The sequence below is a fragment of the Paenibacillus sp. FSL R5-0341 genome (genome assembly GCF_037975235.1).
Classification (GTDB): domain Bacteria; phylum Bacillota; class Bacilli; order Paenibacillales; family Paenibacillaceae; genus Paenibacillus; species Paenibacillus amylolyticus_A.
The window spans coordinates 2,254,882-2,270,251 of record NZ_CP150241.1; the positions used below are offsets into that span (position 1 = coordinate 2,254,882).

General features: G+C 46.7%; 10 protein-coding genes. 9 read left to right on the forward strand and 1 reads right to left on the reverse strand.

Going from position 1 to position 15,370, the window contains the following annotated elements:
* Positions 1 to 193 precede the first annotated feature (193 nt).
* From MKX75_RS10315 to MKX75_RS10345, 7 genes are all read left to right on the forward strand, one after another.
* The gene (locus MKX75_RS10315; protein WP_145146871.1) at positions 194 to 1,633 is read left to right on the forward strand and encodes an NAD-dependent malic enzyme; all 1,440 of its coding nucleotides are present in this window, start codon (positions 194 to 196) and stop codon (positions 1,631 to 1,633) included.
* Between the two features lies 1 nt (position 1,634).
* Positions 1,635 to 2,360 carry an HD domain-containing protein gene (locus MKX75_RS10320; RefSeq protein ID WP_339169513.1) on the forward strand — a complete coding sequence of 242 codons (726 nt, stop codon included), beginning with the start codon at positions 1,635 to 1,637 and terminating at the stop codon, positions 2,358 to 2,360.
* 344 nt (positions 2,361 to 2,704) lie between these two features.
* Positions 2,705 to 3,772 (forward strand): aromatic acid exporter family protein, encoded by a 1,068-nt coding sequence (locus MKX75_RS10325; protein WP_062833711.1) that lies wholly within the window; start codon positions 2,705 to 2,707, stop codon positions 3,770 to 3,772.
* Positions 3,773 to 4,125: 353 nt separating this feature from the next.
* Complete coding sequence (locus MKX75_RS10330; RefSeq protein WP_339169515.1) at positions 4,126 to 4,587, forward strand: pyridoxamine 5'-phosphate oxidase family protein; 462 nt, start codon at positions 4,126 to 4,128, stop codon at positions 4,585 to 4,587.
* A gap of 248 nt (positions 4,588 to 4,835) precedes the next feature.
* The gene (gene helD, locus MKX75_RS10335; protein WP_339169517.1) at positions 4,836 to 7,211 is read left to right on the forward strand and encodes an RNA polymerase recycling motor HelD; all 2,376 of its coding nucleotides are present in this window, start codon (positions 4,836 to 4,838) and stop codon (positions 7,209 to 7,211) included.
* A gap of 314 nt (positions 7,212 to 7,525) precedes the next feature.
* The gene (ade, locus tag MKX75_RS10340) at positions 7,526 to 9,385 is read left to right on the forward strand and encodes an adenine deaminase (RefSeq protein WP_339169519.1); all 1,860 of its coding nucleotides are present in this window, start codon (positions 7,526 to 7,528) and stop codon (positions 9,383 to 9,385) included.
* A gap of 393 nt (positions 9,386 to 9,778) precedes the next feature.
* Positions 9,779 to 10,699 (forward strand): hypothetical protein, encoded by a 921-nt coding sequence (locus MKX75_RS10345; RefSeq protein WP_339169521.1) that lies wholly within the window; start codon positions 9,779 to 9,781, stop codon positions 10,697 to 10,699.
* A gap of 174 nt (positions 10,700 to 10,873) precedes the next feature.
* Here MKX75_RS10345 and MKX75_RS10350 read toward each other — a convergent pair whose 3' ends face one another.
* Entirely contained in the window at positions 10,874 to 11,794 is a 921-nt protein-coding gene (locus tag MKX75_RS10350) for an AraC family transcriptional regulator (protein WP_339169523.1), read from the reverse strand.
* A gap of 172 nt (positions 11,795 to 11,966) precedes the next feature.
* Between MKX75_RS10350 and yicI the strand changes: the two genes are divergently transcribed.
* On the forward strand, positions 11,967 to 14,285 hold the full coding sequence (gene yicI / locus MKX75_RS10355) for an alpha-xylosidase (protein WP_076330523.1): 2,319 nt from the start codon (positions 11,967 to 11,969) through the stop codon (positions 14,283 to 14,285).
* Positions 14,286 to 14,359: 74 nt separating this feature from the next.
* Positions 14,360 to 15,370, forward strand: a complete 1,011-nt coding sequence (locus tag MKX75_RS10360) for an aminoglycoside phosphotransferase family protein (protein ID WP_339169526.1) — start codon at positions 14,360 to 14,362, stop codon at positions 15,368 to 15,370.

Consider the following 15,370-nt stretch of genomic DNA (forward strand, 5'->3'; position numbering starts at 1 on the left):
ACTGAATAAACGAAAAAAGTATAAGAAGAGATTACCCTGAACACCTGTTATCGGTGTTTGGGGTGTCTTTTTTATTTTATGTTTTTGGCTGTTGAACCACTTTTTCTGGACAAGATAAAGGATAAACGTGTCCGCGCAGCGAAGACAAACAGGTAACTTGTAACTCAAGACTTTCAGTCTGGGAGGAATTGAAATGAATCAGAGAAATCTGGACGGCAACAGCATTATTATTCGGCTGGAAATGACAACTAAAGATATCAAGTTTGGCGAAGTGGCTTCGGCCATCTCGGAAGCTGGTGGAGACATCATTGCCATTGACGTCATTTCGACCAATCAGGATGTCAGTGTGCGTGACTTAACCGTCGCGGTAACAGATGCACAGGATAACAGCAAAATTATAGAAGGCGTACGCCAGCTCAAAGGTATATCCATCATTAACGTATCAGATCGAACGTTCCTGCTGCATTTGGGCGGCAAGATCGAAGTGACACCGAAGACCCCGATTCAGAATCGGGAAGACCTGTCACGTGTGTATACCCCGGATGTGGCTCGGGTATGTTCGGCCATTGTGGAAGAACCGGGGAAAGCTTTCTCGCTGACGATCAAGCGGAACACGGTAGCCGTGGTATCCGATGGCAGTGCGGTACTTGGACTGGGCAATATTGGTCCCCGTGCAGCGATGCCCGTCATGGAAGGTAAGGCCATGTTGTTCAAACAGTTTGCTGGTGTGGATGCCTTCCCAATCTGTCTGGACACGCAGGATACCGAGGAAATCATTCGTACTGTGAAAGCGATATCACCTGGTTTTGGCGGCATTAATCTGGAGGATATTTCGTCACCGCGTTGTTTCGAGATTGAACGTCGTCTGAACGAGGAATTGGATATTCCGGTATTTCATGATGACCAGCATGGCACGGCGGTTGTGTTATATGCCGGTCTGATCAATGCACTCAAACTGGTAGGCAAGTCCATCACGGATGTGAAGATCGTGGTCTGCGGTATTGGTGCAGCAGGTGTAGCCTGCAGTAATATTTTGCTGTCTGCGGGAGCAAGTCGACTTATTGGTGTTGATCGTGAAGGTGCGATTGTACGGACACAAACCTATGAGAATGAAGTCTGGAGTGACTATGCGGCTCGCACCAACCCGGAACTGGAAACTGGTTCGCTGCGTGATGTCATTCGTGGAGCGGACGTGTTTATTGGTTTATCACGCGGCAATCTGTTAACTCGTGAAGATGTACAGACTATGGCCGAAGATCCAATCGTGTTTGCGATGGCCAATCCGGTACCTGAGATTATGCCTGCTTTGGTGGAGGACATTGTAGCTGTTATGGCGACAGGACGATCAGATTATCCAAACCAAATCAACAACGTGTTATGTTTCCCTGGCATCTTCAGGGCAGTTCTGGATTGCCGGGCTACCGAAATTAATGAAGAAATGAAGCTGGCAGCCGCTCAAGCGATTGCCTCGGCCATTACGGATGAAGAGCGTACACGTTATTACATTATTCCGAGTGTGTTCAATGATAAAGTAGTCAAATCAATGCGTAACCGCGTCATTGAAGCAGCTGTTAAGACGGGTGTAGCGCGACGTATTCCACGTGAGCAGGCTCGTGAAGGTGGGGAATCGTAAGATGTCAGAGAACCCTCTTCAACCATCCAACCAGAGCGTAAAAGGACAAGAACAGCTGGACAATGTAGATGGAACAACCGCAGGAGAGGCTGTACTGCGCGCTGCCCGATCTTTTGTCCAAGGGGACTCGTCCAAGTATACGGATGGTCATGACTGGCCGCATATTGAACGGGTAACTGCACTTGCGGTCGAACTCGCTCACCGTATGGGTGCAGATCCATTTGTCTGCGAACTGGCCGCATTATTACATGATGTACCGGATGAGAAGCTGAATGAGAGTTTGGAAGCCGGGATGGCGAAACTGAATGCCTGGCTGGATACCCAGCCGCTTGATTCGGATACACGCGCAGCGGTTGTGGGTATTATTAGTACCATCTCGTATGCAGGAGGCCAGCGTCCTGCGGTCAGTTCGCTCGAAGCACAGGTAGTACAGGATGCGGATCGTCTGGACGCGCTAGGGGCGATTGGAATCGCGCGCACCTTTGCCTTCTCAGGAGCGAGGGGGCGCGAGATGTATGATCCATCCCTTCCCCCACGGGAGCACATGACCCGTGAGGAATATCGCAATGGGCGCAGCACAACGATAAATCACTTTTACGAAAAGCTGTTTAAGCTCAAAGATCTGATGAATACCTCCTATGGCAAGGAACTGGCGGAGCAGCGTCATCATTATATGGTGCAGTTTGTGGACCAGTTCAAAAGAGAGTGGGAGGGCACGGACCGTTAGACAGGCATGATAAGCATGACGATACACAGAGGTTGAATAGGTAACAGAGGCGAATCTTTAAAGTGGCGAAAATCCATTTTGAAGATTTGCTTCTTTTTAGGTTTATCATTTGGGGTTAATAATGTGTATTAACATACATAAATGAATTAATAATCTATTTTTAGTGAGTGATGAGATGAATTAAGACAAGGTTTACGACTTATGACATGGCAACGGAAGGTCTTCCATGGTACAATAAATCGTTCTCCTGAATGAATTCAGGCAAAAAAAGAAATATGGGGTAATAATGAACATGATTATCAAATGTAAAATTTCAGGTTCGGTAAAGAGGAGGGGTCACCACCATGTCGTTTGGTGCACGTGTACTTAAGACGGGGATCGCGGTCACGCTTGCCTTGTACCTTAGCAGCCTGTTCTTGAACCCGCAATCTCCCGTGCCTGCCGCAATCGCGGCTATATTCGCCATGCAGCCTTCCATCTATCGTTCCTGGAAATACTTCCTGGATCAGCTGCAAACGACCACACTCGGAGCTATTGTGGCTCTGGTGGGAGGTATGGTGTTGTCCAATGAGCCAATCGCTGTTGGATTAATTATTGTACTTGTTATCATGATATGTCTTAAATTGAATATGGGCGAGACGGTTGGACTGACATTAGTCACGGTTGTTTCCATTATGGAAGCCTCAGGTGACTGGCACTTTGCACTCAATCGTTTTCTGCTGACACTGGTTGGTATTGTATCGGCGTTTCTCATCAATATTACGGTATTTCCTCCGAAACCGAAGGTTCAGTTCGTGAAGCAGATCCAGAGTGTCTTCAGCGGCATGTCGTTGCTTCTGCGAACCTCGATCTCGGATGAGATTAAGGAAGTTGTATTCCGGGAGGAGAAAAACAACCTGGGCGGTTCCATTAAGTCTCTGTCCGACAAGTATAACTTGTTCGAAGAGGAACAGAAGAAAATGAAGCGTTCGAAATTCAGTGAAACCCGGCAGATGGTGGTCTACAAACAGATGCTGCTGAGTCTGCAAAAAGGATATGAGGTGCTGGATTCGGTGGAGCGCCACTATTTCCAGGCACCGCGGACACCAGCCATGGATTTGTTTTTTGACTCCCATCTGGAACTGGTTATTAAATTCCATGAGCATGCACTGCTCAAGTTCGAGGATAAGCTGAAACCGAACGGCGAAGAGGCCGCACAGTTTGTATTGGACAATGATCGTTTCATGGAGCAGGCGATTACCGAGTTTGATATCGACAAGGACGGGATGTTACGATTATCCATCGTGGCCGCTGCAATCTATGATTACGGGTATCAGTTGGAACGTCTGAATCGACTTGCTGAACATGTGCACAGCTCCAGTGAAGATAAAGAATCACAGGACAAAATTTTGAATTGGCTTAAGTGGCCTTAAATTCAAGTTCAAAAAGTCTGGTTTTCAGTACCAAGAAGATGGAATGAAGATAGAAATGGAGTAGCGGAGCGTAGGAAAACTACGTGAGCAACTACAATGTTTCCGAAGGAAACATACTTCGTAAGCGTCTGCTTATTCGGCTGAATTTCATATTCGATGCTGATGATGCCGTTAGGCATGAATCGTAATCAAAATTAGACTTTTTGAACAACCTCTAATAACAAATTGCACATCGGCTTCGCGATCATATACAATGGAACTACAACATAGCCCGGACAAACGTGTCCGGGTTGTTTTGTCGTACATACGGCAGAATGGCATGAATGAATTATAAAGAATAGAGGGATAGACACATGATTATAGAGGAATTGGACGCTGAACTAATAGAATGGTTGAGTGGCACAAATCTGGAGCATAAACAGCATGAAGCCATGCAACTGCTGACCATATCTGAGGATCAGTGGCCGCATCAGGCAATGATTAGTATGGGCGAAGTCATTGCGATAAGTCCGCATCGACTTAGACTGGCTCTGTGGCAAGGTACACAAACCAGTATGAACATGAGCAAAACAGGCAAGGCTACCTTGATTGCGGTTCAAGGACATCGATTGCTGCATATCCGTATAGAAGTAGAACTGCTGCCTGAGATGAAGGGGGCTATTCATCCAAGAGATCGTTTTGAAGCCAAAGTGCTTCATGTACGTGTGGATCACGCGCCATATGCGGAGATCACTTCAGGCATTACTTTTCAATTAAAAGATGAACTTGGAGCGATTACCCGCTGGAAAGAGACGATTGAAGAATTACGAAAGTAGAAATGGAGTTGCTAAGTCAGTTGAGGACCCGGTGATTGGGTAATAATGAAGAATAAGAAAACAACAAAAAACGCCTCCGCTTGCATCGGGACGTTGTCACTGGTAGAATAAAAAATGGTTTTCAGAAAATTAGAACTAATTAACATAAAATTAAAATGTTTACTTTCTAATAATTATACCATTGCCTTTTCGGGCTTGTCAAATGGGATTTTGAGGACACAATCCGGGGAAAGAGGGGCTATTAACATATGAGTACAGAGCAGCAGTGGAGTGAGGAACAACAACGGGTCAACACGGTGACCGATCAGATTGAGCGCAAGATCACAACGTTAGAAGATGAAGTAGGTTCCTTCCGGGACGAAGTGGTTGGCATGAGAAAAGACTTCTGGGACGAAGTCACAATGAACTTTAGCGAAGCAGACGATGTTGGTGAAACTTCAACCAGCATGCGACAGCAGTCACAGGTATTGTCCGATCGGGAGCGAAGCCATCTGAATACAGCGGCTGCGTTGGACAAAATGAAACGACTGCATCATTCACCGTATTTTGGCCGGATTGATTTCAAAGAAGATGGATATCCAAATGCAGAACGCATTTATCTGGGTATTGCATCGTTGCTGGATGAGAAGGAAGAATCCTTTCTGGTTTACGATTGGCGTGCACCGATCTCCAACCTGTATTATGACGGGGCGCCGGGCCCGATCACGTATCATACGCCCAGTGGGGAGATTAGCGGTGATATCGAGATGAAGCGGCAGTTTGTCATTCGGGACGGACGGATCCGCTTTATGTTTGATACGGGGGTTACGATTGGCGATGAGTTGTTGCAGGCCGTGCTCAGTCGAACTTCGGATGCACAGATGAAGAGTATTGTAGCGACCATTCAGAAGGAGCAGAACCGGATTATCCGCAATGACCGGACACGCATGCTCATTGTGCAGGGCGCAGCCGGCAGTGGCAAAACATCCGCAGCGCTCCAGCGTGTGGCCTATCTTCTCTATAAATACCGCGAGCATCTGCAAGCGGATCAGATGGTTCTATTTTCGCCGAACCCAATGTTCAATAGTTATGTTTCTACGGTACTGCCTGAGCTTGGGGAGGAAAACATGTTGCAAACGACCTTCCAGGAGTATCTGGAACGCCGTTTGGGTCGGGAATATCAACTGGAAGATCCGTTTATTCAGCTCGAATATGTACTTACGGGCACGCAAGATCCCGATTACGATGTTCGCATGTCCAGCATTCGATTCAAGTCGTCCGAATCTTTCCTCAAGGTGATTACACGTTATAAGGAAAGCATGTTGTCAGGTGGCATGAAATTCAAACCGGTTCGCTTCCAGGGCCGTGCGATTGTCACGTCGGAAGCTATGGCTGAGAAGTTCTACAGTTTTGAGTCGTCCGTTAAGCTGGTGAGCCGACTAGAGATGTTGCGGGACTGGATGCTGAAAGAACTGTCTGCCTTTGGTAAAGGTGAACTGGATGCGCCCTGGGTCGATCAGCAGCTGGATCTGATGGAGCCAGAGGATCTGCAACGTGCCTATCAACGGTTGAAGCGCAAGCAAAAAGGAAAGACCCATACGTTTAATGACTTCGAGCAGGAAAGAGAAATTCTGGCACGTATGGTGGTCAGTGACCGACTCAAACCATTGCGAAAATGGATCAAGTCCTTACGATTCGTTGATATAAGACAATTATATGCACATCTGTTCAACGATGAGGCTCAGATGGTACGACTGCTTGGTGACGAAGCGCTGCCTGCTCAATGGGATGAAATCTGTAAGATGACTTTACGCAGATTGAAGCTTCAGGAGTTGGCCTATGAAGATATTACGCCGTACTTGTACCTGCGTGAGCTTATGCTTGGATTCCACATTAACTCCAACATTCGTCATGTTATTATTGATGAGGCACAGGATTATTCTGCATTTCAGCTGGCCTTTATGAAGAGATTGTTCCCACGGGCGAAAATAACAGCACTTGGTGACTTCAATCAGGCAATCTATGCCCATTCTTCTGTGCTTAGTGGAACAGGACCCTTGACTAATCTGTATGGACCTGACAATACGGAAGTGATTGAGTTAACCAGAAGTTATCGTTCTACCCGGGAGATTGTGGAGTTCACCCGTGGTATGGTGCCTGGAGGGGAAGAGATTATTCCATTTAACCGTAGCGGCGAGAAGCCTAAAGTGATCGTTTCTTCTGATTCGGAGCGTCATATGAATGTCATCACGACAGACCTGAAGCATTTGATTGAGGAAGGGTACGAATCAGTTGCAGTTATCTGCAAGACCGCCGAAGAGAGCAGAGATGTACATGCTGCATTGAGCAAGACACTGCCCACAGCACCGAAGTTAATCAAGAAAACGACGCTGGCTTTTGAGCAGGGTGTTCATGTCATCCCGGCATATTTAGCTAAAGGTGTGGAGTTTGATGCTGTCCTGATCTATGACGGCTCTGCAGAGCAGTATGCCCAGGAGCATGAACGCAAGTTGTTCTACACGGCTTGTACGCGAGCGATGCATCTGCTTCACGTCTATTGTGTGGGCACACCGAGTCCGTTCATTACCGCCCAGTCTGAAGAATGGTATGACCTTGGCAAAGTGTCTGCTGCGCAAGTGGACTGACATAACACGTTCATATGCATGAAGAAGGCTTCCGTTCACAGGAACGGGAGTCTTTCTGTATATGATACATAGATCAGGAAGAAGCTAGCTCGTGAGGAAGTATACGAGATGAGGTTCCAGCCAGGTATAGTTGATCGGATTGAACAAAAAAAACTTGACGTGAATTCGTAAGGATTGGGTTCCGTGGATAAATATGACTTCATAATTTGTATTGAGACACAATGGATGTGATTTTTCTTTACACATGAGGTCCAGACTCATATAATCGTAACAATATATTTTTTTTGGGATCGTTTATTAAAGGAGGCAACCATATGAATAAATCATCTTTTGAACGGCCGCTTATGGCCGATTGTGTACCGGATCTGGTCGCTACAGCCCGGGGAGATTTGCCAGCGACTTTGGTCATTCGGGGAGGTACGCTGGTGAACGTAATATCGGGTGAGATCTTGCCTGAGATGTCCATAGCTGTACAGGGAGCTCGAATCGCTTATGTCGGCAAAGATGTAAGTCACACCATTGGAGAACATACCCGGATTATAGAAGCAAACGGCAAGTATATCGCTCCTGGTTTGCTGGACGGACACTGCCATATCGAAAGTACACAGATGAAAGTAACCGAGTTTGCGAGAGCGGTATTGCCTTCAGGCACGACCGGAGGTTTCTTCGACCCACATGAGATCTCCAACGTGCTTGGTCTCAAAGGACTGAGACTGATGCTGGATGAAGCACGAACCACACCGATGGCTGCGTATATGCAGGTGGCTTCCTGTGTGCCTTCCACCCATCCGGGACTGGAGACAACGGGTGCCTATATAGGGCCAGAAGAGGTGGCTGAGGCTCTTTCCTGGGGGCCGGACATGATTGGCCTTGGGGAAGTGATGAACTTCCCAGGGGTCGTCTACGGGGACGAGACGATGATCGGTGAGATACAGGCGACTCTGCGGGCAGGCAAAGTGGCAGACGGTCACTTTACCTGGGCAGCAGATGACTGGCGTCTGCCAGCTTACGCAGCGAGTGGCGTAACAGGGGATCATGAATGTGTGACTAAGGAAGATGTGGTCGAACGTCTGCGACTCGGGATGTACGCGAAGATGCGCCAAGGTTCGGCATGGCATGATGTAGCAGAGACGATCAAAGCCTGTACCGAGCTTGGACTGGACACACGCCGTATGATGCTGGTGACTGATGACCGAAGCTCTGAATCGTTGCTCAAAGAAGGGCATATGGACTTTGTTGTTCGTCTGGCAATCTCCCAAGGTGTGAAGCCAGTCACGGCTTTCCAGATGGCAACCATTAACACGGCTGAGCGCTTTGGTGTTGCGCGCGACATCGGTGCGGTTATTCCCGGCAATATAGCTGATATTATTCTGCTGGACGGCCGTCTGGCGGATGTACGTGTGGGGATGACGATTGCTGCCGGGCAAGTTGTGGCCGAGAATGGGAAAATGACAGCGGCCTGGGATAGCTTCACATATCCTGAAGAAGCACTGAATACGGTGAAGTTGGAAGCTAATATTCAGGCAGAGGATCTGGAGCTGGCTGCACCGATTACAGAGGGTACGATTGGTGCCAAAATCATTCATGTTACAGAGAACCATGTGGATACGAAGGAGAAACACCTGCCTGTCACGGTGCAAAACGGCAAGGTTGTGGTTTCAACTTCAGGGGAAGTTTGCAAAATCGCGGTATTGGAGCGTCACAAGCAAACCGGGAATCGAGCGGTTGCGCTTGTTGGAGGCATCGGATTCACATCGCCAGCGGCGATTGCGATGACGGTTGCTCATGACAGCCACAACCTTTTGATTATCGGTAATGATGATGCTTTGATGGCCGAGGCTGGTAACCGTGTCATTCGCATGCAAGGTGGGGTAGCCGTGGTAACGGCTACCGGTGTAACTGAATTCCCGCTGCGGATTGCAGGTTTGATGTCAACCGAGTCTTTCGAAGTGGTTGCAGCCCAATCAGCAGCAGTCAGTGAAGCTTTACAATCCGCAGGCTGTACGTTGAATAATGCATTCATGACACTTTCCTTGTTGGCACTGGTTGTGATTCCGGAGCTGCGTTTGTCTGACAAGGGACTTGTGCGGATCTCGGCAGAAGGCATTGAACTGGTGTCCCTTTTCGATGAAGTGGTGGACGGTACACAGGTAACTCCATCGGGTAATGAATGAACGGAAATGTTGATTAGAGCAAAAGCGTCATTAAGTTAAGATACATGCAAAGCCGCCTCAGGGCGGTTTTTTTGTGCGTTCCAGGAGAAAACGCTTTCTAGGTCTTCTGGAGCTTGGCTCACATATGGCAATAATGACTGAAGTCATGAAGAAAGTAGGGTGAATTTAGAAAATAGCTGATAATTGTGACTTTAGAACTATACATACAGAACTACGAATTCCCGAAATATAATTATATGATTCTTTCGTCGTAAGTCTTAGAGATGATATTGCATATAGAAGCAATCCAAATTCGTCGTACTGAAATAAGTCTCCATAAAATGAATATGAAACGACACAATTTCATCCGGATTTGCACGTCAGAGCTGTTAACTTCAGAGGGAGTGTACAAATATGAAAAGCAAAAGGGGTTACCGTTTTATCTTATTACTCAGTTGTTTGATCCTGTGTGCGAGTACAGCCTATACTTCGAAAGCCGTTGCCATTGGTTCTGTGGATAGTTATGAAACAATTCATGGAAACCTTGATGTGCCGGTGAGAGCGACGTGGGTGTGGGACACGACCCAGATTCGAAGTAATCCTCAAGAGGTATTGAATTTTGCGACAACGAACAAGATTAATACGATCTATCTGCAAATGAACCGGGATGTGAAAATTCCGGATTATAAAAGCTTTATCCGTCAGGCGAGAGCCAAGAATATTGCGGTTGACGTTATGGATGGAAGATCAGCCTGGGGGCTGACGGAAAGTCGGGAACAGATTGCTTCTTTCCTGGACTGGATCGAAGCGTATCAGGCAGAGGCTCTGCCTAATGAGAAATTTGCAGGTATTCATCTGGATATTGAGCCACATGTGCATCCGCAATGGAAAATCAATCAGGCTAGTGTAATTACGCAGTGGCAAGGCAATGTGGAATACATTGTAGGGCGAGCATCACGGATGAAGATGCCGGTAGCCGCTGATCTGCCTTTCTGGCTGGATAACTACAAAATTCCGGGTTCAACGATGGCTGTTAGCAGCTGGATGATCCGCAAATTTGACTCCATCACCATCATGGCTTACCGCGATACAGCTGCTGCAATCTATAGTGTAGCGAAGGATGAGCTTGCGGAAGCGGCTCTGCTGGGCAAGACGATCTCCATAGCTGTGGAAACGAAGCAAAGTAAGGAAGGTGACTTCATTACTTTTTATGAAGAGGGATCTGCTTATATGGAAGCACAATTGAAATTGGTCGAAAAAATGGCTTCAGCCCATGCATCCTTTAACGGGTTCTCCGTACATGAGTACACTTCATGGAAGACGTTGAAAAAGTGAGATACTGAGAAACTGTTAAGTTTCAAAGCGTAAGGTTGATAGCAGCGAATGAAATGAGTTCTAACTGAGCCAATGTGGCCCAGATCAGTGCGTTAGCTCACTCGTTCGCAGGAAAGTTGATGAAGAGGATATAGAAGGTGCTTGCAGCTGATCAGCTGTGAGCACCTTCTTCTTTTATACCTGAACCAGGGCAGATTCCATGGCTACGTTCTCATAGAACATTTTGCGATACTGTGAAGGTGTTGTGGCTTTATGTTTTTTAAATGTAGTGATGAAGTAGCTTAGATGCTCAAAACCCACATCCATCGCGATATCGACAATTTTGTGATCCGTATTCTCAAGCTGAACGCAGGCCTGTTGAACGCGGTAATAGTTAATATAATCTACAGGGGTTTTCTGCACCATCTGTTTGAAGAAACGGCAGAAGTGTCCTTCGCTCATATTGGCCTCATCGGCCAGTTCTTTCAGCTTCAATGGTTCGGGATAACGCTTGTGGATATAGCCGAGCACGGATTTTAGCCGCTCTACCTTGTCATGACTCCCTGTAGCCACAGTACCTTTGAGCGGAGCAGGTCTCATATGTTCGAACATTCGAGCAAATACAAGATACAGGTATGCTTTCGTTGACATTTCACACGTTTCTGTTCCAGCAGCATGGTCCGCAAATATGCGTTTCAGGTGATCGAGAATTTCTTGTCCCCAATCCTCATCTGCCTTGATATGAAAAGGGGGAATCACGGTTTTGCGAATCAGTGGGCCGATGAATTTCTCCTGTACCGCATCGAAGGTGCGGCTGCCGAGCAGCTCCGGATTAAACACAATGGAAGAGAATACGCAGGGAACTTCGCCCTTCAGATAACCCGCATGAATCTCACCTCGATTGATGAAAATGGCTTCTCCAGCTTGAACCTCAACGGTGTTCATATCAATCTGAAAGACGGCACATCCTTCGGTAACCATAGTGAACTCCATCTCATCATGCCAATGGCAATCGAGAATGCTATCTCCATTAAGTTGCTGGATATCAGGGTACACACTGACTGGATACATGGCATTGCCGTGAATTCGGTCTTCCCGTAATCGTTCACGTTCCATATCAACGCCTCCTTTTACTGCATTATTAATGTAATCGTTTCCAAAGTTTGGTGTTGATGTTCAAGAATCGGATGGTTAATATCAAAATCGTGATATATTTGGTCAAAATAAGAGAAGAAATTCATTATTAATATCAATATTATTATAGTATAACCGAAGGGGGAAAGAAAACATGAAATTTACTGATGGATTCTGGATGACTCGTGAAGGGTACCAAATTCAAAACCCGACTGACATTCGTGATATTGTGCAAAAAGATAATTCTTTGACCGTATATGCGGCAACTAAATATATTCGCAGTAAAGGCGACACGTTGAACGGTACATTGCTGAAAGCAACATACAGCTCACCTATGCCTAACGTTATTCGTGTAACTTTGAATCATCATAAAGGCGGAGTGAAAAAAGGGCCTGTATTTGAGCTTAACACGCAAGATGCAAACGTTGACATCTCGAAAAATGAACAAGGTGCTGTTTTGAAAAGTGGCAACCTGGAAGTTCAAATCGACAAAACAAACGGTTGGGACGTCAGCTTCCTGTATGAAGGAAAACGCATTACAGGTAGCGGTCAAAGAGCAGCTGGTTATATTACAGGACCGAGCAAGGAAGCGTACTTCCGTGAACAGCTGGATCTTGGCATTGGTGAATATGTTTACGGACTTGGTGAGCGCTTCACGCCGTTTGTTAAGAATGGCCAAATCGTAGATACCTGGAATGAGGACGGCGGTACAAGCAGTGAGCAGTCCTATAAGAATATTCCGTTCTACTTATCCAATAAAGGATATGGCGTATTTGTAAACCATCCTGAGCGCGTATCGTATGAGATTGCATCCGAGAATGTATCTAAAGTGCAATTCAGCGTTGAAGGCGAGACGTTGGAATACTTCATTATCGGCGGTGACAATCCTAAGGATGTACTTAATAATTATACGAAATTGACAGGTAAACCAGCGCTTCCACCAGCATGGACATTTGGTCTCTGGCTGACAACATCATTCACAACGGATTATGATGAAGCAACGGTTAACCATTTCGTAGATGGCATGGCTGAACGTGATCTTCCGCTGTCTGTATTCCATTTTGACTGCTTCTGGATGAAGGAATACCAATGGTCTGATTTCGTATGGGATGAAGCAATGTTCCCTGATCCGGAAGGCATGCTTGCACGTCTGAAAGAAAAGGGTCTTAAAATCTGTGCTTGGATCAATCCATATATTGCAGAAAAATCTTACTTGTTCGATGAAGGTATGGAGAACGGTTATCTGGTGAAAACAGCGGATGGCAGCGTATGGCAATGGGATATGTGGCAAGCAGGTATGGCTCTGGTTGACTTCACGAATCCGGATGCTGTGAATTGGTATAAGAGTAAGCTGGAAGTCCTGCTTGATCAAGGTGTAGATTCCTTCAAGACAGACTTCGGCGAAAGAATTCCGACAGATGTCGTGTACTTCGATGGCTCTGATCCGGTTAAAATGCACAACTATTATACACAGCTCTATAACAAAGCTGTATTTGAATTGCTCGAAGAGAAAATTGGCAAAAACGAAGCTGCCCTGTTTGCACGTTCTGCAACAGCAGGTGGTCAACAGTTCCCGGTTCACTGGGGCGGCGACTGCTCTTCAACGTATGAATCCATGGCTGAATCGCTTCGTGGCGGCCTCTCGCTTGGACTTTCCGGTTTCGGATTCTGGAGCCATGATATCAGCGGATTTGAAAGTACAGCGAGCCCTGACGTCTACAAACGCTGGGTACAATTCGGACTGTTATCTTCTCACAGCCGCCTGCACGGAAGTACGTCGTATCGTGTGCCTTGGCTGTTTGACGAGGAGTCTGTGGACGTTGTCCGTGACTTTACCAAACTTAAAATCAGCCTGATGCCATACCTTTACAATTCTGCGGTGGAGTCGACGGTAAAAGGTATTCCGATGATGCGCGCTATGCTGCTGGACTTCCCAGAAGATCCAACAACATATAGCCTGGATACCCAATACATGTTTGGTGATTCGATCCTGGTGGCTCCAATCTTCAACAAGGAAGGCGATGTACGTTACTACCTGCCTGAAGGAACTTGGACGAACTATCTGACAGGAGCGAAAGTACAAGGTGGACGCTGGATCAGTGAAAACCATGACTTCAAAACACTGCCAATGATGGTTAAGCCAAACAGCCTGATCGCTGTTGGTGCTGTAGATAGCAAACCGGATTATGACTTTGCCAATGATGTGTCCTTGCACTTGTTCGAACTGGCTGACGGTCAAACGGCTCAAGCTGTCGTTGTGAACCAAGCTGCTGAACAGGAGCTGACTGTAAACGTTACACGTAATGGATCGGTGCTGGAAGTTCGTGCTGAAGGCGCAGGCAAACCATGGAACATCGTGCTTCGCGGCATTGAGAGTGTCTCCAGTGTTGAAGGTGGTTCCCAAGTGTCTGGTGCAAATGGTGTTGTCGTTACGGCAGCAACAGGCGCAACCTCGCTTACAATCCAACTGTAAAATGATATAGTAGAAGAAAGGACGGTGCCGCAAGGTGCCGTCTGTTTGTCTACGATGATAGGAGATTGAATGAAATGAGCACAACAAATTCCGGTTTGCACTGCACGATATCAGCAGAGGTGCTGCACCACTTGGTGGAGAATAATTTTGGAAACGCTACCAAAGTAAAAGAGTTTGCACTTCTGCAAGGTGGACTTTTTAATACAACCTATCGGATTCAACTTGAAAACGCATCATATACGGATGTAATTTTACGTTTGGCTCCAGAGCGGGCAGAGATGGCGGCCGGTTCTGCGAGTGATCCCCTGTTTTCTTTTGAACGCACCATGATGGCGGCTGAACCGGTTGTGTATGAATATTACCGTAACGCAAGCATTCCTGCTCCAAACATTATAACCTGTGATGACAGTGGATCAATTATTCCGAGAACCTACATGTTTATGGCTTTTTTCCCTAGTAAGCAGCTGGATCATTCATCGATTTCGGAGACAGACAAAGAGCGATTGTACCATCAGCTTGGCGTCTATACGGCCATCATGCATCAGATCGAAGGTGCATCGTTTGGCTGGCCGCAGGGGGATGGTTCAATTAAAGGCTCGGATCAATGGTCCGAGGTGTTGCACTCTTTTGCAGAAGAAACGGCACTTAAAGCAGCATTAGTCGAATATATGCCAGGTGTGGGGGAAGAAATCACAGCTATCTTCATCAAAAATAAAGACTTATTTGATCAGGTGACCCGTCCGGTACTCGTTCATAATGACCTGTGGGAAGCTAACGTACTTGTTCATGTGGAAAACGGTGAGCTAAATATTGCGGCCATCATCGACGGAGATCGTTCCATGTTTGCCGACAGGGAGTTTGAAGCCATATTGTCAACAGAATCGGTGGCTTTTCATGAAGGATATAATCGTGCACTCGATCCATCAGCTGATGGACAGGCACGCAGGCTTGCGTACCGAATACTGTCTTCGTATTTTAATGCCTACGTTCATGAATATCAGGTCAATCAACCCGAAGATGGTCAGAAGTATCGCCAGCGTACACTGGATTTACTGGAGCAATGGAAGCAACTTGAACACAACTAA

Excerpts from the sequence above, each read along its gene's own strand:
- MKX75_RS10315 (WP_145146871.1), top strand. The coding sequence starts at position 194 with ATGAATCAGAGAAATCTGGACGGCAACAGCATTATTATTCGGCTGGAA.
- MKX75_RS10320 (WP_339169513.1), top strand. The coding sequence starts at position 1,635 with ATGTCAGAGAACCCTCTTCAACCATCCAACCAGAGCGTAAAAGGACAA.
- MKX75_RS10325 (WP_062833711.1), top strand. The coding sequence starts at position 2,705 with ATGTCGTTTGGTGCACGTGTACTTAAGACGGGGATCGCGGTCACGCTT.
- MKX75_RS10330 (WP_339169515.1), top strand. The coding sequence starts at position 4,126 with ATGATTATAGAGGAATTGGACGCTGAACTAATAGAATGGTTGAGTGGC.
- helD (WP_339169517.1), top strand. The coding sequence starts at position 4,836 with ATGAGTACAGAGCAGCAGTGGAGTGAGGAACAACAACGGGTCAACACG.
- ade (WP_339169519.1), top strand. The coding sequence starts at position 7,526 with ATGAATAAATCATCTTTTGAACGGCCGCTTATGGCCGATTGTGTACCG.
- MKX75_RS10345 (WP_339169521.1), top strand. The coding sequence starts at position 9,779 with ATGAAAAGCAAAAGGGGTTACCGTTTTATCTTATTACTCAGTTGTTTG.
- MKX75_RS10350 (WP_339169523.1), bottom strand. The coding sequence starts at position 11,794 with ATGGAACGTGAACGATTACGGGAAGACCGAATTCACGGCAATGCCATG.
- yicI (WP_076330523.1), top strand. The coding sequence starts at position 11,967 with ATGAAATTTACTGATGGATTCTGGATGACTCGTGAAGGGTACCAAATT.
- MKX75_RS10360 (WP_339169526.1), top strand. The coding sequence starts at position 14,360 with ATGAGCACAACAAATTCCGGTTTGCACTGCACGATATCAGCAGAGGTG.